This window comes from Tissierella sp. (assembly GCF_052089545.1).
GTDB lineage: Bacteria > Bacillota > Clostridia > Tissierellales > Tissierellaceae > Tissierella_A.
Genome location: NZ_JBQDAA010000004.1, coordinates 1 through 23964, shown reverse-complemented (window position 1 = coordinate 23964; position 23964 = coordinate 1). Strand labels below are relative to the sequence as shown.

22 protein-coding genes, 1 tRNA gene and 1 other annotated feature are annotated in these 23964 nt (G+C 33.3%); all 23 genes read left to right on the top strand.

Annotated elements, in window-relative coordinates; all coding sequences use genetic code 11:
* Positions 1-1441: proline--tRNA ligase (locus ACTHW2_RS00955; RefSeq protein ID WP_442261841.1), on the top strand; the 1441-nt coding region annotated here is incomplete at its 5' end.
* 84 nt (positions 1442-1525) lie between these two features.
* A complete protein-coding gene (gene gltX, locus ACTHW2_RS00950; protein WP_442261840.1) occupies positions 1526-3007 on the top strand; it encodes a glutamate--tRNA ligase in 1482 nt (493 codons plus the stop codon).
* A gap of 262 nt (positions 3008-3269) precedes the next feature.
* Entirely contained in the window at positions 3270-4664 is a 1395-nt protein-coding gene (gene cysS / locus ACTHW2_RS00945) for a cysteine--tRNA ligase (RefSeq protein ID WP_442261839.1), read from the top strand.
* A complete protein-coding gene (locus ACTHW2_RS00940; protein ID WP_442261838.1) occupies positions 4649-5080 on the top strand; it encodes a Mini-ribonuclease 3 in 432 nt (143 codons plus the stop codon). Before cysS ends, ACTHW2_RS00940 begins: the two co-directional genes overlap by 16 nt.
* A 33-nt stretch (positions 5081-5113) precedes the next feature.
* Positions 5114-5881 carry an FAD-dependent thymidylate synthase gene (gene thyX / locus ACTHW2_RS00935; RefSeq protein ID WP_442261837.1) on the top strand — a complete coding sequence of 256 codons (768 nt, stop codon included), beginning with the start codon at positions 5114-5116 and terminating at the stop codon, positions 5879-5881.
* On the top strand, positions 5882-6634 hold the full coding sequence (gene rlmB / locus ACTHW2_RS00930; protein WP_442261836.1) for a 23S rRNA (guanosine(2251)-2'-O)-methyltransferase RlmB: 753 nt from the start codon (positions 5882-5884) through the stop codon (positions 6632-6634).
* Entirely contained in the window at positions 6612-7148 is a 537-nt protein-coding gene (locus ACTHW2_RS00925; protein ID WP_442261835.1) for an NYN domain-containing protein, read from the top strand. Before rlmB ends, ACTHW2_RS00925 begins: the two co-directional genes overlap by 23 nt.
* A gap of 70 nt (positions 7149-7218) precedes the next feature.
* Entirely contained in the window at positions 7219-7854 is a 636-nt protein-coding gene (gene sigH / locus ACTHW2_RS00920) for an RNA polymerase sporulation sigma factor SigH (RefSeq protein ID WP_442261834.1), read from the top strand.
* Between the two features lie 54 nt (positions 7855-7908).
* Positions 7909-7984, top strand: a tRNA-Thr gene (locus ACTHW2_RS00915).
* 77 nt (positions 7985-8061) lie between these two features.
* Positions 8062-9255, top strand: coding sequence for an elongation factor Tu (tuf, locus tag ACTHW2_RS00910; RefSeq protein WP_442261833.1), 1194 nt, complete (start codon positions 8062-8064; stop codon positions 9253-9255).
* A gap of 242 nt (positions 9256-9497) precedes the next feature.
* Positions 9498-9647: a 50S ribosomal protein L33 gene (rpmG, locus tag ACTHW2_RS00905; RefSeq protein ID WP_442261832.1), complete on the top strand. Its 150-nt coding sequence runs from the start codon at positions 9498-9500 to the stop codon at positions 9645-9647.
* Positions 9648-9670: 23 nt separating this feature from the next.
* Positions 9671-9874, top strand: coding sequence for a preprotein translocase subunit SecE (gene secE, locus ACTHW2_RS00900; RefSeq protein ID WP_442261831.1), 204 nt, complete (start codon positions 9671-9673; stop codon positions 9872-9874).
* A 39-nt stretch (positions 9875-9913) separates the two neighbouring features.
* Entirely contained in the window at positions 9914-10462 is a 549-nt protein-coding gene (nusG, locus tag ACTHW2_RS00895; RefSeq protein WP_442261830.1) for a transcription termination/antitermination protein NusG, read from the top strand.
* A gap of 91 nt (positions 10463-10553) precedes the next feature.
* A complete protein-coding gene (rplK, locus tag ACTHW2_RS00890) occupies positions 10554-10979 on the top strand; it encodes a 50S ribosomal protein L11 (RefSeq protein WP_442261829.1) in 426 nt (141 codons plus the stop codon).
* A gap of 55 nt (positions 10980-11034) precedes the next feature.
* The gene (gene rplA / locus ACTHW2_RS00885) at positions 11035-11733 is read left to right on the top strand and encodes a 50S ribosomal protein L1 (RefSeq protein WP_442261828.1); all 699 of its coding nucleotides are present in this window, start codon (positions 11035-11037) and stop codon (positions 11731-11733) included.
* Between the two features lie 39 nt (positions 11734-11772).
* Positions 11773-11907, top strand: a sequence feature (ribosomal protein L10 leader region).
* A 19-nt stretch (positions 11908-11926) separates the two neighbouring features.
* Positions 11927-12460: a 50S ribosomal protein L10 gene (gene rplJ, locus ACTHW2_RS00880; RefSeq protein WP_442261827.1), complete on the top strand. Its 534-nt coding sequence runs from the start codon at positions 11927-11929 to the stop codon at positions 12458-12460.
* 33 nt (positions 12461-12493) lie between these two features.
* On the top strand, positions 12494-12877 hold the full coding sequence (rplL, locus tag ACTHW2_RS00875; protein WP_442261826.1) for a 50S ribosomal protein L7/L12: 384 nt from the start codon (positions 12494-12496) through the stop codon (positions 12875-12877).
* Between the two features lie 235 nt (positions 12878-13112).
* On the top strand, positions 13113-16778 hold the full coding sequence (gene rpoB / locus ACTHW2_RS00870) for a DNA-directed RNA polymerase subunit beta (protein WP_442261825.1): 3666 nt from the start codon (positions 13113-13115) through the stop codon (positions 16776-16778).
* A 153-nt stretch (positions 16779-16931) separates the two neighbouring features.
* The gene (gene rpoC / locus ACTHW2_RS00865) at positions 16932-20408 is read left to right on the top strand and encodes a DNA-directed RNA polymerase subunit beta' (RefSeq protein ID WP_442261854.1); all 3477 of its coding nucleotides are present in this window, start codon (positions 16932-16934) and stop codon (positions 20406-20408) included.
* Positions 20409-20514: 106 nt separating this feature from the next.
* A complete protein-coding gene (locus tag ACTHW2_RS00860; protein ID WP_442261824.1) occupies positions 20515-20757 on the top strand; it encodes a ribosomal L7Ae/L30e/S12e/Gadd45 family protein in 243 nt (80 codons plus the stop codon).
* Positions 20758-20778: 21 nt separating this feature from the next.
* Positions 20779-21192, top strand: a complete 414-nt coding sequence (gene rpsL / locus ACTHW2_RS00855; RefSeq protein WP_442261823.1) for a 30S ribosomal protein S12 — start codon at positions 20779-20781, stop codon at positions 21190-21192.
* Positions 21193-21307: 115 nt separating this feature from the next.
* Positions 21308-21778 carry a 30S ribosomal protein S7 gene (gene rpsG / locus ACTHW2_RS00850; protein ID WP_442261822.1) on the top strand — a complete coding sequence of 157 codons (471 nt, stop codon included), beginning with the start codon at positions 21308-21310 and terminating at the stop codon, positions 21776-21778.
* Positions 21779-21832: 54 nt separating this feature from the next.
* The gene (fusA, locus tag ACTHW2_RS00845) at positions 21833-23899 is read left to right on the top strand and encodes an elongation factor G (RefSeq protein ID WP_442261821.1); all 2067 of its coding nucleotides are present in this window, start codon (positions 21833-21835) and stop codon (positions 23897-23899) included.
* The last annotated feature ends 65 nt before the right edge of the window (positions 23900-23964 follow it).

Genomic DNA, 23964 nt, shown 5'->3' with positions numbered 1-23964 from the left:
TAAAGATAGAAATGATAGAGAATTTTGCCTCGGACCAACCCATGAGGAATATTTTACAAATTTAATAAAAAATGAAATAAAATCATATAAACAACTTCCATTAAATTTATATCAGATACAAACAAAATATCGTGATGAAAAAAGACCTAGATTTGGACTTATGAGGGGGAGAGAATTTATCATGAAGGATGCCTATAGCTTTGATGTTGATGATGAAGCTATGGTTGAAGCTTATAATGTGATGTGGAAGGCTTATGATAGTGTATTTACACGTTTAAACCTTCAATATAAGGTTGTACAAGGAGATACAGGTGCAATGGGTGGTAAAGTATCACACGAGTTTATGGCAACTAGTGAAGCTGGAGAAGGCTTTATGGCGTATTGTGATAATTGTGATTATGCTGCTACGGATGAAAAAGCTACAGTTGTATATAATATAAAAAAAGAAAGTGATGAACTAGCTTTAGAAAAAGTTGAAACAAAGAATGTTACAACTATAGAAGGATTAGAGGACTTTTTCGGGATGGATAAATCTTCATTTGGAAAGGCAATAGTTGTATCTGTTAAAGAAGAACCTATTGTTGTTCTAATACCTGGAGATAGGGAGCTCAATGAAGTAAAGTTAGAAAACTATTTAGGAGTTGGATCTCATGATGTTGAAATGGCAGATGATGATACAATTTTTGAAATTACAGGGGCTAATAAAGGATTTACAGGTCCAGTAGGATTAAAAGAGGGAACAAGACTTCTTGTGGACTCAAGAATCACAAAGATAAAAAACCTTATAGTTGGAGGGAATGAAACAGATGTCCACCTAAAAGGTACGAACTATGGAAGGGATTTTGAAGGTGAAGTTGTAGAAGACTTACTGATGGTAAGAGAAGGAGATATATGTCCAGAATGTGATGAAAAACTTCAACTGGCAAGAGGTATCGAAGTAGGGAATATATTCCAACTTGGCACAAAATATTCTGAAGGGTTAGGAGCAAAATATCTAGATAAAAATGGTAAGGAACAACACTTTGTAATGGGTTCTTATGGAATAGGTGTTACTAGAACTGTAGCTGCTATAATAGAACAGTCGCATGATGAAAATGGCATAATTTGGCCTTTAAATGTAGCGCCGTATGAGGTAATAATAACAGTTATAAATACTAAGAACGAGGAACAAATGAGCCTTTCTAATGAAATATATAATAAGCTTACACAAAATGGTGTAGAAGTTTTATTAGATGATAGAAAAGAAAGGGCTGGAGTAAAGTTTAATGATAGAGACCTGATAGGCATACCTATTAGGATTGTAGTAGGAAAGGGAGCAGTAGAAAATAAGGTTGAATATTCCCTTAGAGAAATAGGAGAAAAAGAAGATGTAAGTGTTGACGATCTTTTTGAAAAAATAGGGGAAGAATTTAAGAGAAATGAATTGCCTACTAGTCTGTAAAGCTTTGTTGAAATATAGATAGATTTAATATATAATATGAATAATAAAAGATTAAAAAGATAAGAAAATTGCGGAGGTGGAATTGTGGGAGAGTTTAGATTGAGATTTGCTCCTAGTCCTACAGGTTATTTGCATATTGGTGGATTGAGAACGGCTCTTTATAATCACTTGTTTACAAAACATAATAATGGGAAATTTATTTTAAGGATAGAAGATACAGACCAAACTAGATATGTAGAAGGTGCAATTGAAAACCTTATAAATGCACTTGAATGGTCAGGAATTGAATATGATGAAGGCGTATTTATAGAAGATGGCAAGATAGTAGAAAAAGGAGAATACGGACCATATATACAATCTAAAAGATTGGATATATATAAAAAATATGTCGATAAACTTATAGAACAAGGTGATGCTTATTATTGCTTTTGTTCCAAGGAGAGACTTGATAGTGTAAGAGAAGAACAAAAAATAAAAGGACTTGTTCCAAAATACGATGGTTTTTGTAGAAATGTTACATTGGAAGAAGCTAAAGAAAGAATTGAAAATGGGGAAGAATATGTTGTTAGATTAAAGTTTCCCAAAAATAAGGACATAAAATTCCATGATCTAGTAAGAGGAGATATAGTTATAAATACAGATGATATTGATGATCAGGTTTTACTAAAATCAGATGGATATCCAACTTATCATATGGCAGTTGTTGTAGACGATCACCTTATGAATATAACTCATATTGTAAGAGGTGAAGAATGGCTTCCTTCTACTCCAAAACATATCTACTTGTACGAGGTTTTGGGATGGGAAAAACCAACTTACGTGCATCTTCCAACTGTATTAAATAAAGAAAGAAAAAAACTTAGTAAAAGACAGGGAGATGTTGCTGTAGGCGACTTTAGAGAAAAAGGTTATTTACCAGAAGGTCTTGTAAACTACTTAGCACTTGTTGGCTGGAGTCCTGAAGACAATGAAGAAATTCTTTCTATGGAAGATATGATAGAAAAGTTTAGCTTTGAAAGAGTTGCTAAAACAGGTGGAATATTTGATAAAGATAAATTAGATTGGGTAAATGGTCATTATATAAGGGAAGAACCTATAGAAAGAATTACAGATCTTAGCATACCTTATATGAAAGAAGCTAATCTTATAGATGATAAGTTTGTAAAAGAAAACAGAGAATGGCTTGAAATACTAGTAGATATAGTAAGAGAAGGTATGCATCACATGGATGAAATAGTAGATAGGGTGCAATTTATGTTTACTAATGAAGTTGAGGTAGAAACTGATGCAGTAGATACTTTAAAAGATGAAGGCACTCTTACTATATTGGAAGCTATGAGAGAAGAATTAAGCCTTATTGAAAAGATAGATGAAGAATATGCAGCTTCTCTTATGAAAAAGATACAAAAGAGAACTGGTATAAAAGGAAAAAAATTATTTATGCCAACAAGGGTTGCTTTAGCTGGAAGTCTTCATGGTCCAGAGTTTGCTAAAATAATTTATCTTTTAGGTAAACAAAACATATTAGAAAGAATAGACTATGTAGAAAACAACTATTTAAAATAAAAGATTATAGATTATGATAAGGAAAGTAAATTTATTAAAACTTTTAGAGAGAAACTCCTGTAAGCTGAAAAGAGTTTTAAGTGTTTAATAAATAGAAAATGCACCTTTGAATTTCTTTTTCGATATGTAGAAAGAGACGTAAACTTGCGTTAAAAGTTTAGAAAATAGGCTTTACAAGTCTATTAGAGTGGACAAACGAAAACCTTTCGTCTCTATATAGAGACGAAAGGTTTTTTTAAAACAAAAAATAGGAGGTATATTTATGAAACTTTATAATACTTTAACAAGAAAAAAAGAAGAATTTATACCAATTAATGAAAAAAAGGTAAAGATGTATAACTGTGGACCTACAGTTTATAACTATATCCACGTAGGAAATGCTAGACCTCTAGTTGTCTTTGATACTCTCCGCAGATTTTTTATTTATCAAGGATATGATGTGGAATATGTAGTAAACTTTACTGATATCGATGATAAGATGATAACAAAAGCAAATAATGAAGGCACTACCGTAGAAAAAATAGCGGATAGATATATAGAAGCTTTTATGGAAGATGCTAATGGTCTAAATCTATATGAATATAAGACTGTAAACCCTAGGGCAACTTCTTATATAAAAGAAATGATGGAATTTGTAGAACAGCTTATAGAAATAGATGCGGCATATATTGTAGATGGGAATGTATACTTTAATATAGAAAAAGCTAATGATTATGGGAAATTATCTAAAAAACATATAGAAGATTTAATAAGTGGATCTAGAGTTGAAATAAATAAAGAAAAGAGAAATCCTATGGATTTTGTACTTTGGAAAAAAGCAAAACCTGGTGAACCATATTGGGAAAGTCCTTGGGGCAAAGGAAGACCAGGCTGGCATATAGAATGTTCTGTAATGGCTAAATCTATATTAGGAGAGACTATAGATATTCACTCAGGTGGTGAAGATCTTCAATTTCCACATCATGAAAATGAGATAGCTCAATCAGAAACACTGTCAGAGCGAGCTTTTGCAAACTATTGGCTACATAATGGTATGATAACTGTAGACAATAGAAAGATGTCTAAATCAGAAGGAAATTTCTTTACTATTAAAGATATAAGTAAAGAATATGACTTAGAAGTATTGAGGTTTTTCTTGTTATCATCTCAATATAGATCGCCTATTAATTTTAGTAGAGAAGTTATGGATCATATGAAACATGGGTTAGAAAGAATATATAATGGTAAAAACAATTTGGAATATTTTTTACAATCAGCTAAAGTTGATTCTTCTGAAAAGGATAATGAACACTTAGAAAAAACAGAAGAATTTAAAAACAAATTTGTAAAAGCTATGGAAGATGATTTAAATACAGCTGATGCTATAGCCAGTGTATTTGATTTGGTAAAGTATGGAAATACCAATTTTGATAAAGACACTAGTAAAGTAGTTTTGGAAAAGGCTCTAAATAATTTAATAGAGATCACAACTGTACTTGGTATATTGAGTAAAAAAGATGAAATACTAGAAGATGAAATATTAGAACTTATTGAAAAAAGAAATAAAGCCCGAGAAGAAAAGGATTATAACTTAGCAGATGAAATTAGAGATAGTCTAGCAGAAAAAGGTATAGTACTTGAAGATGCAAAAGATGGCGTCAAATGGAAGAGAGTATAATAATGGAAAATAGAAATATATTTAAGGCAGTTAACAATTCACTTACAAGGGAGGACGTAAAAATGATGAGTCCTCTCCAATTGGCATATGTAGGAGATGCATGTTATGAACTTATGGTAAGAACTTTTCTTTTAGGTAAAAATCTTTCGGTAAATAGTCTTCATAGAAAGGCTACCAAATATGTAAAAGCAGAAGCGCAGTCTAAAATAGTTCATAAACTTGAAGATGTTTTAAGTGAAGAAGAAAAGGCTATAGTAAAAAGAGGGAGAAATACAAAATCTCATTCAAATCCTAAAAATGCAAATCTTATAGATTATAAATATGCTACTGGCTTTGAAGCTTTATTTGGATATCTTTATCTTACGGATCAAGACTTAAGACTAGAAGAAATATTTAAAGCTATTACAGAAGATTAATAGATAAATTTAGCTATATAAAGGGAGGAAAAAATGTTAAAGGTAAAATTATTAAGATACACTCCTCAAGGAGAAAAACTTATAGCATCTGCTGCCAAGCTTTGCTATTCAGATTCGAGTATAAAGGATATAGAAGAAGGTTTGACAGAGGAAAAGACAGAGTCTTTTTTAAACATGTTAGTTGATTTAGGCCACGAAAGCCCAATTGAACATATAAGCTTTACATTTGGTGCAGAAGGTGTTTCTAGGACACTTACTCATCAGCTTGTAAGACATAGGATTGCAAGTTACTCACAGCAATCACAAAGATATGTAAAACTTTCAGACTTTAAATATGTAATACCTCCTGAGATTAAAAATGATAAAGAGGCTAAAAAAATATTTATAGAGGCTATGGAAAAAGATACACATTATTATAATAAAATTACAGATATATTATATGAAAAACATTTAAACCGTTATATTTCAGATGGACTTTCTGAAAAAAAAGCTAAAAGTAAAGCTGAAAAAGAAGCAATAGAAGATGCTAGATATGTCTTTCCTAATGCTTGTGAAACAAAAATTGTTTTCACTATGAATGCTAGAGTTCTTTTGAACTTTTTTAGACTCAGAACTTGTAACAGGGCTCAATGGGAGATAAGAGAACTTGCTATAGAAATGTTAAAATTAGTTCAAAAGGTTTATCCGGCTTTATTTAAAGATGCAGGTCCAGGATGCACAAAGGGTAGTTGTCCTGAAGGTGATATGACATGCGGAGATATTGTAAATGTGAGAAAAAGATTTAAAGGAGGTCTAAAATAAATGGAAGAGGTATATGTAATAGGAAGAAATCCGGTTTTAGAACTTCTTAAAACAGAAAAAGAAATAGATAAGATATATGTATTAAAAGGTGATCGTAAGGGTTCTATCAAAAAAATATTGGGAAAAGCAAAAGATAAAAACATAGTAATACAAGAAGTTAATAAGTCAAAACTTGATGAACTAAGTGAAGGTAAGGTCCATCAAGGAGTGGCTGCACTTGTAACTGGATTTAAATATTCTACTATAGAGGATATATTTGAAAAAGCAAAAGTGTTAGATGAGAATCCATTTATAGTTATCTTAGATGAAATTGAAGATCCGCATAATCTAGGGGCTATAATAAGAACTTGTGAATGTGCTGGAGTTCATGGGGTTATAATTCCTAAAAGAAGATCGGCAAGAGTCAATCAAACTGTTTATAAATCTTCTGCAGGTGCTGTAAACCATGTCTTAGTTAGTGAAGTTACAAATATTTCAAAGACTATAGAGATATTGAAAGACAAGGGGCTTTGGATATATGGAGCAGATTTAAAAGGAAAAAACTATTATTATAAGGAATCCCTGACAGGAGCAGTTGGACTAGTTATTGGAAATGAAGGCAAGGGAATATCTAGAATTGTAAGTGAAAAATGTGATGTACTTATAAGGATACCAATGTTTGGAAATATATCATCTCTTAATGCCTCTACCTCTGCTGCAATATTAATATATGAAGTGGTAAGGCAAAATGATGAAAAAAAGAAAAAGGAATAGAGGAAAAGAATATTTATTTGTTGATGGCTACAACATAATAAATACATGGGAAAATTTAAAGAAAAAACAGGCTGTTAGTTTGGAGGAAGCGAGAGAAGAGCTAATTGAAACATTGGCAGAATATCATCACTATTCTGGTATAGAAATAATTGTAGTCTTTGATGCTCATTTTGTAAGGAAGAATAGAGGAAATAAGATTGATTATAAAGGTATAAAAGTTATTTTCACAAAAGAAAATGAAACAGCAGACCACTATATTGAAAGAACACTTGATAAAGTAGGACGTATAAGAAGGATACGAGTTGCAACTTCTGACTGGCTAGAACAACAAATAGTCTTATCACGTGGTGGCACTCGTATATCTGCAAGAGAATTGGAACTAGAAATAAAAAATGAAATGAGATTAGTAAATAAAGAAATGAAGTATTCTAATCGAAAAAATGATAATTCTCTTGGAAGATTAGATGATAAATTATTAAATAAATTGGAAGGCTGGAATAAAAAGCCAAGATAAGCTTGACCTTTATTGTAAGAGTATCTATACTTATATATAAGTATGATTATGTTTTATAGGAGAGATGCTTGTGACACCTGGACTATATAATGATAAATCAACAAAATATGAATACATGAAAGATGAAGACATAGTTGAAATTGCAAAGAATGGTGATTCATTAGCACTCGACTATTTAATTAATAAGTACAAAAGATTTGTAATATCTAAATCGACACCTTACTTTCTAGTAGGTGGGGAAAAAGATGATATTATCCAAGAAGGTATGATAGGTCTTTTTAATGCTATTAAAGATTATAATGAAGATAAGCTTACACCTTTTATCTATTTTGTAGAGATATGCATAAAAAGGCAAATAATTACTGCTATAAAAAAAGCTACTAGAAAAAAACATGGACCCTTAAATTCTTATATATCATTAAATAAAGCTGCATATAAGGAAGAAACGGAGATACCTTTAATAGAGATAATAGAAGAAAATAAAATATCGGATCCTATGGAAGTTTATATAAATGGTGAAGAATTTAAAAAAATGGAAAGAAAGATTAATAGTATATTAAGTGAACTTGAATTTAAGGTTTTCAGACAATATTTAGAAGGTAAGACTTACGAAGAAATCTCTTTTGAGATAAATGAAAACACAAAATGTATTGATAATGCCCTTCAAAGAATCAAAAGAAAATTTATCGAGGTAATCATAAAATAAGTCTATAAATCTATTGACAAAATAGAATTTTGATAGTAAAATACTTAGAAGCTGGCCCACATAGCTCAGTAGGTAGAGTACTTGCATGGTAAGCAAGGGGTCACCGGTTCAAATCCGGTTGTGGGCTCCATGATTTAATAATTAGCAAATAAGAAACACGCGGATGAGTTTACTTAAATAATCAAACTAATAGGAGGAATAAGAAAAATGGGTAAAGCTAAATTTGAAAGAACAAAACCACATGTAAACATAGGAACAATAGGTCACGTAGACCATGGTAAAACAACTCTAACAGCAGCAATAACAATAGTACTAAACAAAAGATTTGGATCAGGTGAATCTATGGACTATGCAAGCATAGATAAGGCACCAGAAGAAAGAGAAAGAGGAATCACAATATCTACATCACACGTAGAATATGAAACAGATGCTCGTCACTATGCACACGTAGACTGTCCAGGTCACGCTGACTACGTTAAAAACATGATAACAGGAGCAGCACAAATGGATGGAGCAATCCTAGTAGTATCTGCAGCAGACGGTCCAATGCCACAAACAAGAGAACACATCTTACTATCAAGAAACGTAGGAGTTCCTCAAATAGTAGTGTTCTTAAACAAAGAAGACCAAGTAGATGATGAAGAGCTAATAGAATTAGTAGAAATGGAAGTAAGAGAACTTTTATCTGAATATGACTTTGACGGAGACAATACTCCAATAACAGTAGGTTCAGCACTAAAAGCAATAGAAGAACCAGATGGACCATGGGGAGATAAAATCGTAGAACTAATGAAAACAGTAGACGAGTGGATCCCAGCTCCAGTAAGAGATACAGACAAACCATTCTTGATGCCAGTAGAAGACGTATTCTCAATCACAGGAAGAGGAACAGTAGCTACAGGAAGAGTAGAAAGAGGAGTAGTAAAATCTGGAGAAGATGTAGAAATAGTAGGAATGACAGAAAAACCAAGAAGTGTAGTAGTAACAGGGGTAGAAATGTTTAGAAAACTACTAGATGAAGCACAAGCAGGAGATAACATCGGAGCACTTCTAAGAGGAGTACAAAGAGAAGAAATTGAAAGAGGGCAAGTACTAGCAAAGCCTAAATCAATAGAACCTTTCACAAAATTCGAATCTGAAGTATATGTACTATCAAAAGAAGAAGGTGGAAGACATACTCCATTTTTCAACGGATATAGACCACAGTTTTACTTTAGAACAACAGATGTAACAGGAGATATAGCATTAGAAGAAGGCGTAGAAATGGTAATGCCAGGAGATAACGCTAAATTTACAATAGAACTAATAACACCAATCGCAATAGAAGAAGGATTAAGATTCTCAATACGTGAAGGTGGAAGAACAGTAGGTTCAGGAGTAGTAACTAAGGTATTAGGTTAATACATTAAAAAAAGGAGGGGTTCTCCTTCCTTTTTTTATTTGGGTAATTTGAATAAGATATAGAGGATTAAAAGAAATAGAAAGGAAAATCTTTATACTCCTATATTTATAAAATTTGAAATGCAGATAAAAAATATTGACATAAATTTTTATTTGTGATAGTTTATATAGGTAATATTATTATATATAGACATAATAGGAATTGATATAGATTTGACATATAATTTTAGGAGGTGTATTAAATGAGAGATAGAATTATATTAGCATGTACTGATTGTAAACAAAGAAATTATGTTTCTAAAAAGAATAAAAAGAATACAACTGAAAGAGTTGAGCTTAAAAAATATTGTAAATATTGTGATGCTCACACAGTGCATAGAGAAACAAAATAAGTCAAAGTTAGGATGTGAAGTATATGGCAGCTCAAACTGATGCTAAAAAGGGCAAAATGTCAACTTACTTTAAAGGTGTAAAATCTGAAATGAAAAAAGTAATTTGGCCGAATAAGAAAGAATTAATAAACTATACGGGTGTGGTCATACTAATAAGTGGAATCATCTCTTTAATTGTTTACCTACTAGACATTGGTATACATAGACTGCTTGCACTTTTTATATAAGTAACTAAGGAGGTAATGGCCTTTAAGGTCTCACAATATATGGCTGAAAACAATGAAACTAAAAAAAATATAGAAGATGCCAGATGGTATGTTGTTCATACTTATTCAAGTTATGAAAACAAGGTAAGTGCCAACTTAGAAAAAATGGTTGAAAACCGTGGCATGAGTGATGTAATACTAGAGATAGCTGTTCCTACAGAAGAATATATAGATAAAAAGAATGGTAAAGAAGTTGTAAAAGAAAGAAAACTTTTCCCAGGATATGTATTAGTAAAAATGCATATAACAGATGAATCTTGGTATTTAATTAGAAACATTAGGGGTGTTACAGGTTTTGTGGGACCTGATTCAAAACCAGTTCCACTATCTGAAAGTGAAGTAAGAGCTCTTGGTGTTCAAGAAAAAAGTGTACCTCAAATAGACTTCAAACTAGGAGATGTAATAAAGGTTATATCTGGTCCGTTTGAAAGTTTTATGGGTACTGTAGAAAACATAAACCTTGAAAAAGGTAAGGTTAAAGTGTTTGTTTCTATGTTTGGAAGAGAAACACTAGTTGAACTAGATTTTAATCAAATAGAAATGATGTAGTTTTTAAAAGTTTACTTTTAAAATAGATGAATTAAGGAAGTGGGAGGGATAATCCCGCTAAACCACAAAGATATGAGGAGGTAGAAGACTTATGGCAAAAAAAGTCGCAGGCATGGTTAAATTACAAATTCCTGCTGGAAAGGCAACTCCTGCACCACCTGTTGGTACTGCATTGGGGCCTCACGGAATAAATATCATGCAATTTACAAAAGAATTTAACGCGAAAACTGCTGAACAAGCAGGTCTTATTATACCAGTAGTAATCACTGTATATGCAGATAGATCGTTTACTTTTATTACTAAGACACCACCAGCTTCAGTTTTAATTAAAAAAGCTGCTAATCTTGAATCAGGATCAGCTGAACCTGATAAGGTTAAAGTTGCTAAAATTTCTAGTGAAAAAGTTAGAGAGATAGCTGAACTTAAAATGAAAGACTTAAATGCTTCAGATGTTGAATCAGCTATGAAAATGGTTGCTGGTACTGCAAGAAGTATGGGAGTACAAGTAGAAGGTTAAGAATATACAATAAAGGTGGGAGGAGTATCCGTTAAAACCACAAGGAGGAATATACATGGCAAAAAAAGGTAAAAGATATACAGAAGTTTTAGATTTAGTTGATAGACACAATGTTTATAGTATTGATGAAGCTATGGAATTAGTATTGAAAACTGCTAAGGCTAAATTTGATGAAACTATTGACCTGTCTGTAAGACTTGGAGTAGATCCAAAACATGCAGATCAACAAGTTAGGGGCGCTGTAGTACTACCTCATGGTACAGGTAGAACTAGAAAAGTCCTAGTTATCGCAAAAGGTGATAAAATCAAAGAAGCTGAAGATGCAGGAGCTGATTTTGTAGGTGGCGATGAGTTAGTAGCTAAAATTCAAGAAGAAGGTTGGTTAGATTTTGACGTTGTAGTTGCTACTCCTGATATGATGGGAGTTGTAGGTAGAATAGGTAGAGTATTAGGACCTAAAGGTTTAATGCCAAACCCAAAATCTGGAACTGTAACTTTTGATATAGAACAAGCTGTTAAAGAAATCAAAGCAGGTAAAGTTGAATATAGAGTTGATAAAGCGAGTATAGTTCATGCACCTATAGGTAAAGCTTCTTTTGGAGAAGAAAAACTAAAAGAAAACTTTTTAGCTATGATGGATGCTTTAGTAAAAGCAAAACCTGTAGCTGCTAAAGGAAAATATTTAAAATCAGTGACTGTTGCTAGTACAATGGGACCTGGTATTAAAGTTAATGCTCAGAAATTAATAGATTAAAACTATTGACAATATATAAAGACTTTGATATACTTTAAAAGTCAAATAAATAATAAACTGTAGACAGTAGGAACCATTGGTTTAAATTCCCTACCGAGGTAAGAGCGATATAATTTAAATTTTTAGATTTAAATGGTCTCTACGTGTCTACGTAGAGACTTTTATTATTTTTAAAACTTAGGAGGTGAAGCAAATGAAAGAACAAATTCTTAAGGCTAAAACGGAAAATGTTGAAGAGATAAAAGAAAAAATTCAAAAATCTGAATCAGTAGTATTAGTAGACTATAGAGGACTAAATGTTGAACAAATCACAGAACTTAGAAGCAGATATAGAGAAGCTGGGGTTGACTATAAAGTATATAAAAATACTATGATGAGATTTGCATTTAAAGACTCAGGTCTAGAAGACTTCAACCAATACTTAAAAGGACCGTCCGCTATAGCTTTTGGATATGATGATCCAGTTAATGCGGCTAAAATAACTTCTGAATTTATAAAAGACAATGAGAAACTAGAAATAAAAGCTGGAATAGTAGATGGAAAAATTATTGGCGTAGAAGGAGTTAATAATCTTGCAAAACTTCCATCAAAAGAAGTTCTTATTGCTCAAGCGCTTGGTGGCTTCAATGCACCTATACAAGGATTTACAAATGTATTACAAGGTACAATAAGATCTCTTGCTATAGCATTAAATGCTATAGCGGAAGAAAAAGAAAAAAGTGCATAAATTAAAATAAAAAACTATGGAGGTATTATAGAAATGGCAAACGAAAAAGTAACAAACTTAATGGAAGAAGTAAAAGGATTAACAGTATTAGAATTATCAGAATTGGTAAAAGCTTTAGAAGAAGAATTTGGTGTTAGCGCAGCAGCTCCAGCAGCGGCAGCAGCTCCAGCAGCAGGTGGAGAAGCAGCTCCAGCAGCAGCAGAGCAAACTGAGTTCGATGTTATGTTAACATCAGCAGGAGATCAAAAAATCAAAGTTATAAAAGCAGTTAGAGAAATAACTGGACTTGGATTAAAGGATGCAAAAGAATTAGTAGACAATGCTCCAAAAGCAGTTAAAGAAGGAGCTTCAAAAGAAGAAGCAGAAGAAATGAAAACTAAATTAGAAGAAGTAGGAGCAGGCGTAGAAGTAAAATAGTTTAAAATTAAAAGGCTTTCAGATAAGAGAGCCTTTTTTATTTTAATGTTTTTACTGAAATAAGTTTGACATGACTTTTCAAGTATGTTAGTATAATATATTGCATAATAAGGACTAATATGACCTTTTGTATAAAAAATACAATATAGGTCAATATTATTAAATAGTTTAGAAGTATTACCAAAAGTATTTTATGCTTTTGGATATTTTAGTTTAATGAGGGGTGAATTTTTTTATGGTACATCCTGTAACACTTGGGAAACGAGTCAGAATGAGTTACTCTCGTATTAATGAAGTATTAGACCTTCCAGACTTAATTGAAGTTCAAAATTCTTCTTATGAATGGTTTGTAAATGAAGGTTTGAAGGAAGTGTTTGATGACATTTCACCAATACAAGATTATACGGGTAATCTCATATTAGAGTTTGTTAACTATCATGTTGAAGATACTTTAAAATATGATGAAGACGAAGCAAGAGAGAGGGATGCAAATTATTCTGCACCATTAAAGGTTAAGGTAAGACTTATAAATAAAGAAACTGGTGAAGTAAAGGAACAAGAAGTATTTATGGGTGGCTTGCCTCTAATGACTGGAAAAGGTACATTTATTATCAATGGAGCTGAAAGAGTTGTAGTAAGTCAATTAGTGCGTTCTCCTGGTTCATACTATAAGGAGAGTATAGACAAAACGGGTAAGAGACTATATTCCGCGACAGTTATTCCTAATAGAGGAGCGTGGCTTGAGTATGAAACAGACTCAAAGGATGTAGTATACGTTAGAATTGACAGAACTAGGAAAATTCCTATAACTGTATTATTAAGAGCTTTAAATATTGTTAGTGATAGTCAAATAATAGAAGTGTTGGGAGAATCAGAACATATATTAAAGACTCTGGAAAAAGATAATACCACGACAGAAGAAGAAGCACTTTTAGAAATATATAAAAAATTAAGACCGGGTGAACCACCTACAGTTGATAGTGCAAAATCTCTTATAACAAATATGTTTTTTGATCCTAGGAGATATGACTTAGCAAAAGTAGGTAGATATAAATTTAATAAAAAGTTAGCTTTATTCAATAGAATCTATGATAGAGTTTCTGCAGATGATATAGTAAACTCCGAAACTGGAGAAATACTTACAACAAAAGGAGAAAAAATTTCAAGAAATAAAGCTATTGAAATAGAAAACTCTGGTATAAATGTAGTAGATATACTAGTGAATGATAAAAGAGTAAGAGTAGTTGGAAACAATTTTGTAAGTGTAAAATCTTTTAATTTACCATTTTCAGTAGAACATTTGGGATTAAAAGAAAAGGTATATTATCCACTTATGAAGGAGCTTATTGAGACTTATGAAGATGAAGATGAGTTAGAAAAGGCTATTGAAGAAAGAGTAAAAGAATTACTTCCAAAGCATATAGTGGTAGATGACATTGTTGCTAGTATAAATTATGAATTTAATTTATTTGATGGGGTTGGAAACACAGATGATATAGATCATCTTGGTAATAGAAGGCTTAGATCTGTAGGAGAGTTATTACAAAATCAGTTTAGGATAGGTCTATCTAGGATGGAGAGAGTAGTTAGGGAAAGAATGACTATTCAAGACGTGGAAGTAACAACTCCACAAGCTCTAATAAACATTCGTCCAGTAGTAGCTTCTATTAAAGAATTCTTTGGTAGTTCTCAACTTTCACAGTTTATGGATCAAACTAATCCATTGGCTGAACTTACTCATAAAAGAAGAATGTCAGCGCTAGGACCGGGTGGACTTAGTCGTGACAGAGCTGGATTTGAGGTAAGGGACGTACACCATTCACACTATGGTAGAATGTGTCCTATAGAGACTCCTGAGGGCCCAAATATCGGACTTATAACTTCACTTACAACATATGCAACTATAAATGAATATGGATTTTTAGAAGCTCCTTATAGAATGGTTGAAAAAGGTGAAGGTAGAACTACAGGAGAAATAGAGTATTTAACGGCAGATCTTGAAGATGACTTTATAATAGCCCAATCAAATGAACCGTTAACTGAAGACAACAAATTTGAAAATAAAAGAGTAGTAGCTAGAGGTAAAAACGGAGTGGTAGATATATTCCCAAGTAGTCAAATAGATTATATGGATGTATCACCAAAACAAATAGTATCAATTGGTGCTGCGATGATACCTTTCTTAGAAAACGATGATGCAAACAGAGCACTTATGGGTGCCAACATGCAGAGGCAAGCAGTTCCTCTTCTAAAATCAGAAGCTCCTATAGTAGGTACGGGTATAGAATATAGATCAGCTAAAGATTCTGGAGTTGTAATCGTATCCTCTTCTGATGGTGTTATAGAAAGAGTAAGTTCGGATGAAATTCTTGTAAAAAGAGATTCGGATGGGAAGGTAGATAGACATAAACTACTAAAGTTTAAAAGATCAAATCAAGGTACTACAATAAATCAAAGACCTATAGTTAAAGAAGGCGAAAAAGTAACTAGAGGTACAGTTATAGCTGATGGACCGAGTACAGATATGGGCGAAATAGCACTAGGTAAAAATATCTTAATTGCATTTATGACTTGGGAAGGATATAACTATGAGGATGCTATGCTTTTAAGTGAAGAACTTGTTACAGAAGATTCATTGACATCTGTACACATAGAAGAATATGAATCTGAAGCTAGAGATACAAAGCTTGGATCTGAAGAGATTACAAGAGATATTCCAAATGTTGGGGAAGATATGCTAAAAGATCTTGACGATAGAGGAATTATAAGAATAGGTGCAGAAGTTGGAGCTGGAGATATTCTAGTTGGAAAAGTTACTCCAAAAGGAGAAACTGAACTTACTGCTGAAGAAAGACTTCTTAGAGCTATATTTGGAGAAAAAGCTAGGGAAGTTAGGGATACGTCTCTACGTGTTCCACACGGTGAAGCAGGAATTATAGTTGATGTAAAAATATACTCTAGAGACAATGGAGACGAACTTTCTCCTGGTGTAAATCAGACTGTTAAGGTATATGTAGCAACTAAAAGGAAGATTAGTGTAGGGGACAAGATGTGTGGTCGTCATGGAAATAAAGGTGTAATATCAAGGATACTTCCTCAAGAAGACATGCCTTATTTACCAGATGGTACACCGGTACAAATAGTACTAAACCCATTAGGAGTACCATCTCGTATGAACCTAGGTCAGGTTTTAGAAGTACACTTAGGACTTGCTGCTAAAAAACTTGGTTGGCATGTAGCGACTCCAGTATTTGATGGAGCTAATGAATACGATATAATGGAAGCTCTTAAAAAAGCAGGCTATCCAGAAGATGGTAAGATCCAACTTCGTGATGGTAGAAATGGAGAATTCTTTGATGGACCTGTTACTGTTGGATATATGTATATGCTAAAACTTCATCACCTTGTAGATGATAAGATACATGCTAGATCTACGGGACCTTATTCTTTAGTTACACAACAACCTCTAGGAGGTAAGGCACAATTTGGTGGACAAAGATTTGGTGAAATGGAAGTTTGGGCCCTTGAAGCTTATGGAGCGGCTCATACTTTACAGGAAATATTAACTGTTAAGTCTGATGATATAGTTGGAAGAGTAAAAACCTATGAATCTATAGTCAAAGGTGAAAACATACCAGAACCAGGAATACCTGAATCTTTCAAAGTTCTTATAAAAGAATTACAAAGTCTTGCTTTAGATGTGAAAGTTTTAAGTGAAGATAAATCTGAAGTAGAATTTAAGGAATCAGTAGAAGATGAACTAACAGATTTAGAGCTTATTGGAGAAGGACTAAATTCTGAGGACGAAGATAAGAAGAAAGATACCCCAGTAAAGGGAATAAAAAGACTTGGAAAAGATCTACCTTCTGGCTTTATTATGGAAGATGAAGATGAAGATTAGAAAAGGTCTTAAAAGAATTGATAAAATTATAAATACGACAGGTAAAGAGTGTATAGATGGACTCTTTAATTAATTTATTATAGAAAGGAGAAGTGCTCCTTGTTTGAACTAAATAACTTTGATTCAATTAGAATTGGATTGGCTTCCCCAGAGATGGTTAGACAATGGTCTAAAGGAGAAGTAAAAAAACCAGAAACAATAAATTACAGAACTTTAAAACCAGAAAAAGAGGGACTGTTTTGTGAGAAGATCTTTGGCCCTACTAAAGATTGGGAGTGCCATTGCGGTAAATACAAAAGAATAAGATACAAAGGTATAATTTGTGATAGATGTGGGGTTGAGGTTACCAAATCTAAAGTAAGAAGAGAAAGAATGGGACATATTGAGCTTGCAGCTCCTGTTTCTCATATTTGGTACTTTAAAGGAATTCCAAGTAGAATGGGGCTTATATTAGACATGAGCCCTAGAGCGCTTGAAAAGGTACTATATTTTGCATCTTATATAGTTGTAGATGCAGGTGATACGCCTCTTTATGAAAAACAACTTCTTACTGAAGCAGAATATAGAGATTATCAAGAACAATATCCTGGCAAATTTAAAGCCATGATGGGTGCAGAAGCTATGAAGGTCCTATTATCCAAAATAGATTTGGAAGAAGAATTTAAAGAATTAAAAGCTGGACTTAAAGATGCTACTGGACAAAAAAGGATACGAATTACTAGAAGACTAGAGGTTGTTGAAGGGTTTAGAGGATCAGGTAATAGACCTGAATGGATAATACTAGATGCTATACCAATTATACCTCCAGATCTTCGTCCAATGGTTCAACTTGACGGTGGAAGATTTGCAACATCTGATTTAAATGATCTTTATAGAAGAGTTATAAACAGAAATAATAGACTTAAAAGACTTTTAGATTTAGGTGCGCCGGATATAATAGTTAGAAATGAAAAAAGAATGTTACAAGAGGCTGTAGATGCTCTTATAGACAATGGTAGACGTGGTAGACCTGTTACTGGACCTGGAAATAGACCTTTAAAATCTTTATCAGATATGTTAAAAGGAAAACAGGGAAGATTTAGACAGAACTTGCTTGGTAAAAGGGTAGATTATTCTGGTAGATCTGTAATAGTTGTAGGACCAGAACTTAAATTTTATCAATGTGGTCTACCAAAGAAAATGGCTCTTGAATTATTTAAACCTTTCGTTATGAAGGAACTTGTAAGACAAGACCATGCTCATAATATAAAATCTGCTAAACGAATGGTGGAAAGAGTAAAGCCTGAAGTTTGGGATGTGTTGGATGTTATTATTAAAGACCATCCTGTACTATTAAACAGGGCACCTACACTTCACAGGTTAGGAATACAGGCTTTTGAACCGGTTCTAGTGGAAGGAAAAGCTATAAAGCTTCATCCTTTAGCTTGTACAGCATATAATGCTGACTTTGATGGTGACCAAATGGCTGTTCACGTTCCACTTTCAACAGAGGCTCAAGCTGAAGCGAGATTATTAATGGCTTCTACTAATAATATACTAGCTCCTAAAGATGGTAAACCTATAACAACTCCTACTCAAGATATGGTACTTGGAAGTTATTACATGACCATGGAAAAGGAAGGACAATTAGGAGAAGGTAAGATATTTAAAAGTTATGATGAGATGATTATTGCTTATTATAATAAAGAATTAAGCATACATGCTAAAGTCAAAGTAAAGATAAAAATGGATGAAAATGATAGGGGTAAACTTGTAGAAAGTACTGTTGGTAGATTTATATTAAATGAAAAACTACCACAGGATTTAGGATTTGTAGATAGAGAAAAAGATCCTTATTCACTAGAGGTAAACCAAGTAGTAGATAAAAGTAAACTTGGAGATATAATAGAAAGATGCTTTAGAAAGCATGGAAATAATATAACAGCTGAAGTGCTTGATTATGTGAAGAAAACAGGTTTCAAATATGCAACGGTAGGTGCTGTAACAGTTTCTATTGGTGATATATATGTACCTCAAGAAAAGCATGAATTTATTAAGAAGGCTGAAAAGCAAGTTGAAAAGTTTGAAAAGTCCTATAGAAGAGGACTTATATCAGATGATGAAAGATATGAAAAAGTAATAGAGATATGGAACAGAACTACTGATGAAGTAACAGATGTTTTAATGGATAACCTAGACTCTGAAAACAATATGTACATTATGGCTGTTTCTGGAGCAAGAGGTAGTAAAAACCAGATCAGGCAGCTTGCTGGTATGAGAGGGCTTATGGCTAGTGCATCTGGTAGAACGATAGAAGTTCCTGTAAAAGCTAACTTTAGAGAAGGTTTATCTGTACTTGAGTTCTTCGTATCTACTCATGGATCTAGAAAAGGACTTGCTGATACTGCTTTAAGAACAGCGGATTCAGGATATCTAACTAGAAGACTTGTAGATGTAAGTCAAGACGTAATAGTAAGAGAAGAAGATTGTGGTACTGATGAATATCTACCAGTTAAGGTCTTTGCAGATGGAAATGAAGTTATAGAAGAATTAAAAGATAGATTAGAGGGACGATATGCCTTTGATGATATAGTAAACCCTGAAGATGGAACGATTATAGTTGGTAAAAATGAAATGATTACGGAGTTACAAGCAGAGTTTATTGAAGAAATAGGTATAAAAGAAGTAAAGGTAAGATCAGTTTTAGGCTGTCATGCAAAGTTTGGAGTTTGTGCCCATTGCTACGGAATAAACCTTGCAAAAGGAGAATCAGTTGGCATTGGTGAATCTGTAGGAATTATTGCAGCTCAATCCATAGGAGAACCTGGAACTCAGCTTACGATGAGAACTTTCCATACAGGAGGAGTTGCATCAGCATCTGATATAACCCAAGGTCTACCAAGGGTTGAAGAGCTTTTTGAAGCTAGAAAACCTAAAGGTCTTGCAATTATTTCGGAAATCTCTGGAGAGGTTAGTATCCAAGAGACTAAAAAGAAAAAAGAGGTAATTATAACTGCTAATGATGGAGAAACAGCTAGCTATAATATTGTATATGGTTCTAGATTAAAAGTTAGAAAAGGAGACTTCGTTGAAGCGGGCGATGAACTTACAGAAGGGTCTGTAAATCCTCATGATATATTGAAGATTAAAGGATTAAGAGGAGTTCAAGACTATATAGTGAAAGAGGTTCAAAGGGTATATAGGCTTCAGGGTGTAGATATAAATGATAAGCATATTGAAATAATAATTAGACAAATGCTATCTAAAATTAAAATTGAAGACTCTGGAGACACCGATATGTTACCAGGCAGCTTAGTTAATTTCCATGAATTCGAAAGTGAAAATAAAAATGTTCTAAAATCAGAAGGAGCGCCTGCAAATGGGAAAAGGTCACTTCTAGGAATAACTAAAGCCTCACTTGCAACAGATTCATTCCTTTCAGCAGCTTCTTTCCAAGAAACTACAAAGGTTTTAACAGATGCTGCTATAAAAGGTAAAGAAGATCATCTATTGGGTCTTAAGGAAAATGTCATCATAGGAAAACTTATCCCAGCTGGAACAGGAATGAGAAGATATAGACAAGTAGAATTAGTAGCTGAGGAAAATATTAAACTATTAGAAGAAAAATCTATTGACATAGAAAATAACTGATGATAAAATAAGTGAGTGTGTAAACTTGAAATCAATCTAGTAACATAAAGATTATGTGGCACAATCGCCACATAATCTTTAGAATGTTTAAAAGGTGGGAAAGTTTATGACCGAGAGATTAGATTGCAATAAAAAGGTAGTTGGAGTAAAGCAGGTCAAAAGAGCTATTACTTCTTCTGAAGCAAGTCAGGTCTATCTAGCAGAAGATGCTGAAAATAAGATTACACAAGATATTATATTGCTTTGCCAAGAACATAAAATCCCGATTGAAAAAGTTTATACTATGAAGGAATTAGGCGATGCATGTGGAATTGATATTAATGCAGCTACAGCTGCGTTACTAATATAAATTAAATAAGGAGGTGCCTAGATGCCAACAATTAATCAATTGATTAGAAAAGGTAGGAAAAGTGTTGTTTCAAAATCTAAGACTCCAGCTTTAGGAGTAAACTTAAATACTTTAAAAAAGAAAACAACAACTGTTAACTCACCGCAAAAAAGAGGTGTATGTGTTGCTGTAAGAACTGTAACTCCTAAAAAGCCTAACTCAGCACTAAGAAAAGTTGCTAGAGTAAGACTTACAAATGGAATGGAAGTTTTAGCATATATACCAGGAATTGGCCACAACTTACAAGAACATAGTGTTGTTCTTATAAGAGGTGGAAGAGTTAAAGACTTACCAGGTGTTAGATACCATATTGTAAGAGGTAGCTTAGATGCAGCTGGAGTAGAAGGAAGACAAAAGTCTCGTTCTAAATACGGTGCAAAAAAATCTAAGAAATAATTGTGCAAAGTGCAGGAATAATTATTCCGTTAATATAGATGCATTTGGCGCACACGGTGAATAATTCATCGAGTACCAATGAATTTACTTTTTTATAGTTAAGGAGGGAAGAAAAGTGCCAAGAAAAGGACATGTACCAAAAAGACAGGTTATGCCAGATCCAATTTATAATGATGTGATCATAACCAAATTAATTAACAATATAATGTTAGATGGAAAAAAAGGGATTGCTCAAAATATAGTTTATGATGCTTTAACAGATATAGGCGAAAAAACGGGCGAAGATTCTCTAGAGGTGTTTTACAGAGCGTTAAACAATATAATGCCTGTTTTAGAAGTAAAAGCTAGAAGAATAGGTGGGGCAACTTACCAAGTTCCGATAGAAGTGAGAGCAGAAAGAAGAGAAACATTAGGACTTAGATGGCTTGTGACTTACTCAAGAAAAAGAGGAGAGAAGAATATGGTTGATAGATTAGCCAAAGAACTTCTTGATGCTTCAAATGGAGTGGGAGCAAGTGTTAAGAAAAGAGAAGGAGTTCACAAAATGGCCGAAGCTAATAAGGCTTTCGCACACTATAGATGGTAATAATATCGTTTTAAAGGTGTGGATAAGGTTAAGAAATTATAAGGAGGAAAAATTGTGCCAAGAAAAATTTCACTAGAAAAAACAAGAAACATAGGCATAATGGCTCATATTGATGCAGGAAAGACAACCACCACCGAAAGAATTTTATTTTATACAGGTAAAATACACAAAATAGGTGAAACTCATGAGGGTGGAGCTCAAATGGACTGGATGGAACAAGAGCAGGAAAGAGGAATAACAATAACCTCAGCTGCTACTACATGTATGTGGGATGACCACAGAATTAACGTTATAGACACACCAGGACATGTGGATTTTACGGTTGAAGTTGAAAGATCCCTTAGAGTGCTTGATGGAGCAATAGCAGTTTTTTGCGCTAAGGGTGGGGTAGAGCCTCAATCTGAAACAGTATGGAGACAAGCCGATAAATATAATGTACCAAGAATGGCATTTGTAAACAAGATGGATATAACAGGTGCTGATTATTTTAGAACAATACAAATGATGAAAGACAGACTTAAGGCAAACCCAGTTGCAATACAATTGCCAATAGGGGCAGAAGATACTTTTAAAGGTATCGTAGACTTAGTAAATATGAATGCAAGAATTTACAATGATGACTTAGGTCAAGATATAGAGGTAGTAGATATTCCAGAGGATTTAAAGGAAATGGCTGCAGAGCATAGGGAAAAACTTATAGAAGCTATAGCAGAAAATGATGAGAATTTAATGGAAAAATATCTTGAAGGGGAAGAATTTACAACAGAAGAAATAATAGAGGGTATTAGAACAGCTACACTTGACGTAGAAATCACACCAGTATTATGTGGTACTGCTTATAAAAATAAAGGTGTTCAACCTTTACTAGATGCTATAATATCTTACTTACCTTCACCGCTTGATATACCAGCTATTAAAGGTACTAGCATAGATGGAGAAGAGGAACTTTCTAGACCAGCGGATGATGATGCTCCATTTTCATCATTAGCATTTAAAATAGTAACTGATCCTTATGTAGGAAAGCTTGCTTATTTTAGAGTATATTCTGGAAGTATAAAAGCTGGAAGTTATGTATTGAACTCTACAAAGGGTAAAAGAGAAAGAGTTGGAAGACTTTTATTAATGCATGCTAACAAGAGGGAAGAAGTTGAAGAAGTATATGCAGGAGATATTGCTGCTGTAGTAGGACTTAAAGATACAGGTACTGGAGAAACACTTTGTGTTGAAGATGATCCAATAATCCTAGAAAATATGGAGTTCCCAGAACCAGTAATCCATGTAGCTATAGAACCTAAAACTAAAGCAAGTCAAGATAAACTAGGTGCAGCACTTGCAAAGCTTGCTGAAGAAGACCCTACATTTAGAACATATACTGATGAGGATACAGCTCAAACTATAATTGCTGGAATGGGTGAACTTCACTTAGAGATAATTGTAGATAGACTCCTAAGAGAGTTTAAAGTAGAAGCAAATGTAGGTAACCCACAAGTTGCTTATAAAGAATCTATTTCTAAAGAAGTAGAAGCAGAAGGAAAGTATGTAAGACAATCTGGTGGACGTGGACAATATGGTCATGTTAAATTAAGACTTACACCACAAGAAGCTGGAGAAGGATATGAGTTTGTAAATGCTACAGTAGGTGGATCAGTACCTAGGGAATATATAAACTCAGTAGATAATGGAATTCAAGAAACTATGCAATCAGGTATAATTGCTGGCTTCCCAGTGTTAGATGTAAAAGTAACTCTTTTTGATGGATCATATCATGACGTAGACTCAAATGAAATGGCCTTTAAGATAGCTGCTTCAATGGGCTTTAAAGAAGGTATGGCTAAAGCAGATCCTGTACTTTTAGAACCTATGATGAAGGTAGAAGTAGTAATGCCTGAAGAATACATGGGAGATGTTATGGGAGATGTTAGTTCTAGAAGAGGTAGAATAGAAGGTATGGAACTAAGAAGTGGTGCTCAAGTAGTAAATGCATTTGTGCCTTTAGCAGAAATGTTTGGTTATGCGACAGATCTTCGTTCAAACACTCAAGGAAGAGGAGTATACTCAATGGAATTTGATCATTATGCTCCAGTACCACAGAGTATATTGGATGAAATTGTAGATAAATAGTTATTATTAAAGGAGGAATAAGAAAAATGGGTAAAGCTAAATTTGAAAGAACAAAACCACATGTA

Coding starts and splice junctions, on each gene's coding strand:
- cysS (WP_442261839.1), top strand. CDS start 3,270: ATGAAACTTTATAATACTTTAACAAGAAAAAAAGAAGAATTTATACCA.
- ACTHW2_RS00940 (WP_442261838.1), top strand. CDS start 4,649: ATGGAAGAGAGTATAATAATGGAAAATAGAAATATATTTAAGGCAGTT.
- thyX (WP_442261837.1), top strand. CDS start 5,114: ATGTTAAAGGTAAAATTATTAAGATACACTCCTCAAGGAGAAAAACTT.
- rlmB (WP_442261836.1), top strand. CDS start 5,882: ATGGAAGAGGTATATGTAATAGGAAGAAATCCGGTTTTAGAACTTCTT.
- ACTHW2_RS00925 (WP_442261835.1), top strand. CDS start 6,612: ATGAAAAAAAGAAAAAGGAATAGAGGAAAAGAATATTTATTTGTTGAT.
- tuf (WP_442261833.1), top strand. CDS start 8,062: ATGGGTAAAGCTAAATTTGAAAGAACAAAACCACATGTAAACATAGGA.
- rpmG (WP_442261832.1), top strand. CDS start 9,498: ATGAGAGATAGAATTATATTAGCATGTACTGATTGTAAACAAAGAAAT.
- secE (WP_442261831.1), top strand. CDS start 9,671: ATGGCAGCTCAAACTGATGCTAAAAAGGGCAAAATGTCAACTTACTTT.
- nusG (WP_442261830.1), top strand. CDS start 9,914: ATGGCTGAAAACAATGAAACTAAAAAAAATATAGAAGATGCCAGATGG.
- rplK (WP_442261829.1), top strand. CDS start 10,554: ATGGCAAAAAAAGTCGCAGGCATGGTTAAATTACAAATTCCTGCTGGA.
- rplA (WP_442261828.1), top strand. CDS start 11,035: ATGGCAAAAAAAGGTAAAAGATATACAGAAGTTTTAGATTTAGTTGAT.
- rplJ (WP_442261827.1), top strand. CDS start 11,927: ATGAAAGAACAAATTCTTAAGGCTAAAACGGAAAATGTTGAAGAGATA.
- rplL (WP_442261826.1), top strand. CDS start 12,494: ATGGCAAACGAAAAAGTAACAAACTTAATGGAAGAAGTAAAAGGATTA.
- rpoB (WP_442261825.1), top strand. CDS start 13,113: ATGGTACATCCTGTAACACTTGGGAAACGAGTCAGAATGAGTTACTCT.
- rpoC (WP_442261854.1), top strand. CDS start 16,932: ATGGTTAGACAATGGTCTAAAGGAGAAGTAAAAAAACCAGAAACAATA.
- ACTHW2_RS00860 (WP_442261824.1), top strand. CDS start 20,515: ATGACCGAGAGATTAGATTGCAATAAAAAGGTAGTTGGAGTAAAGCAG.
- rpsL (WP_442261823.1), top strand. CDS start 20,779: ATGCCAACAATTAATCAATTGATTAGAAAAGGTAGGAAAAGTGTTGTT.